Source organism: Persicitalea sp., from assembly GCF_041751555.1.
Lineage (GTDB): Bacteria > Bacteroidota > Bacteroidia > Cytophagales > Spirosomataceae > Persicitalea.
Genome location: NZ_JBGSXF010000285.1, coordinates 1 through 2,151, shown reverse-complemented (window position 1 = coordinate 2,151; position 2,151 = coordinate 1). Strand labels below are relative to the sequence as shown.

The window sequence follows — 2,151 nt, the reverse complement described above, 5'->3', positions numbered from 1 at the left end:
TGTATTCATCCAGTAGGCGTCGGGCGTTCTCGATAGCCTGGATTTGTTTATCGAACAGGGCCTTGAATACCAACTTGACGGATTCAGGCTTCTTCTCGTACGGAAATTTTAGTAGAGTCGTCAAGCGATCGGCGTACAGATTGCGGTGCATCGAACCTGACACATAGTCAAAGTGTAGCAGGAACCATAATTCAAAAGCCTGGTTGCTGTAAGCGACCTGAAGACCTTCTGCCTCTGCCAGCGCAATGGCAGCGTTGAATTTAGAATCTGGCGTGGCATCCTTGTCGAAAACTACCCAGTAATGGTCGTATAATTTCCCCTTGTTCGTCTCCGCGTTGCGGCGTTTGATAGCAGCCAGGACCACTGCCATCGCGTCGCCGGAGGTAACGGGCAAAGCTCGGACGGTTGCGGTAGAAAGACGGAATGCGTTGAAGTATTCGGGTTCGGTGTTTCTGCCTTCGCAAAGAATCAGATACGACTCCCTGACGAGCCGCGTGGGGCGTCGCCGTCCGTAAGGATTTTGCTTTCGCGAATTCTTACTCATCTACACTCGCTTCGCTTACTGCCGACTTAGTCTCAAACAAAGCATCAAAATCGCCCAAGAAGGGAATACCCCCGTACTTGCCCGCAATGTAGTTTTTCTCCAACTGCTCATCGTTGCGGACGGTTTTACCGCTGGGTTTGTAGTCGGTCAGGGCGTAGAGTTGCGTGGTTCCTTTGTGGTCTTTTTCGGTAAACCAAATTTGGTCGCGGCGGAAGAGGCCCGCGCTGAGTAGATTGGTGTCGTGCGTGGCGAAGATTATTTGCGCGTTTTTGGGATTGGTCGCCGGGCTGTTGAACATTTGTACAATCCGCTGCGTAAGAAGTGGGTGTAGTTTAGCATCTAATTCGTCGGCGATGAATATGCCACCTTCGTCAAGAGTAGTTAATACTATGCCGATAAGATTGAATAATTTCTGGGTGCCTTCAGATTCGAATTCTTGTAGAGGCATCGTTACTTTTTGAAAGGATTTTGAACTTTCATCCCACACTCTTCTAATAGTGAATACATCCATATGATGATTTTGATATGTAGGAATAGGGCTTGGCGAAACACGTTTCCTAAATATGATTTCATCAATTCCAAGGTCAGCCACTTGTAGGAGGTGAAGTACTCTGCTTTTGTTCCTAGGTTCAAATATATATCGCTGTTTTTCAACAATGTACTTTATAGCTAAGGGTAACTTTGGGGAAAGCTCTCTAAACTTTAATGCCCAGTGTTTAGCTTCCAAGCAACTTTCATCATTAAACAATGCCCCAAGGTTTACAAGCAGCGACGCATCATTTATCATTTCTTTACTCTGCAATTCTTTCAGCTTGGTATAAGATCGGCCGATCCGAAGTTCCTTTCCTTGCCTATAAAAAACAGTACTTTCTTTCTTGCCCCCAATGTAAAGCCATTCGGCCTGAACCATCTGATCGATCACTTCAAAGCCGTAGCGATAATGTTTTTCGCCCAACACAAAAACGGCCTCCAACAAGGTAGGCTCGTCGGCAGATTGGCGATCCAGAAGAAAGGGTTTGTACTCGCCCACCGCTTTGCCATCGGGAGGTGTTTCGGTTAGGGAACTGACAAAAAAAGCAATAGCCCGCAACAAATTGCTCTTTCCGCTGGCATTCGCTCCATAGACGACGGCGGACTTTACCAGACTAAAACTACCTTCTTCCGCCACATTTTCGTTCAGAGCGTCGTTTTTTTCGCGTAGTCCGTTAGCCGCTACCATGCTAAAAACCTGCTCATCGCGAAAAGACATGAAGTTTCTGAGTCGGAATTGAACAAGCATAAGCAGCTGTTTGTGATTATTTCACAAAAATAGACTATTTGATGATCTATTCCTACCTGACGGTTCCGTGAGAAAGAATCTTCTAATTTTCGCCTGACATCACTTCTCCTTCATAAACTCCGCCAGCGTCGTCTTTCCTTCCAGATACCCCAATGACTGCAAAAAGGCGTCCGTTTTCAACACGGTATCTTTGAAGTTGTCCAGATTTTTGTAATTGAAAAAACCGTGCGGTTGTCCTTCGTACAGGTGGAGATCGCAGCGTCCACCCCTGGCTTCTACTTTTTTCTGGTAGGCTTTGGCCGTGCTGACGGGTACTAAGTTGTCCTCG

The 2,151-nt window shown here is 46.6% G+C and carries 2 protein-coding genes and 1 pseudogene; all 3 read right to left on the bottom strand.

The annotated features are described in order from the left end of the window. Nucleotides 1-544 (bottom strand): RloB family protein (locus tag ACEW8P_RS09990; RefSeq protein WP_373512941.1); only part of this gene is annotated, 544 nt, incomplete at its 3' end. Beyond that, nucleotides 537-1,823 (bottom strand): ATP/GTP-binding protein, encoded by a 1,287-nt coding sequence (locus tag ACEW8P_RS09985; RefSeq protein ID WP_373512940.1) that lies wholly within the window; start codon nt 1,821-1,823, stop codon nt 537-539. The genes ACEW8P_RS09990 and ACEW8P_RS09985, both read right to left, overlap by 8 nt. A gap of 99 nt (nt 1,824-1,922) precedes the next feature. Continuing rightward, nucleotides 1,923-2,151 (bottom strand): annotated as a pseudogene (locus tag ACEW8P_RS09980) (alpha/beta hydrolase); the annotation flags it as partial.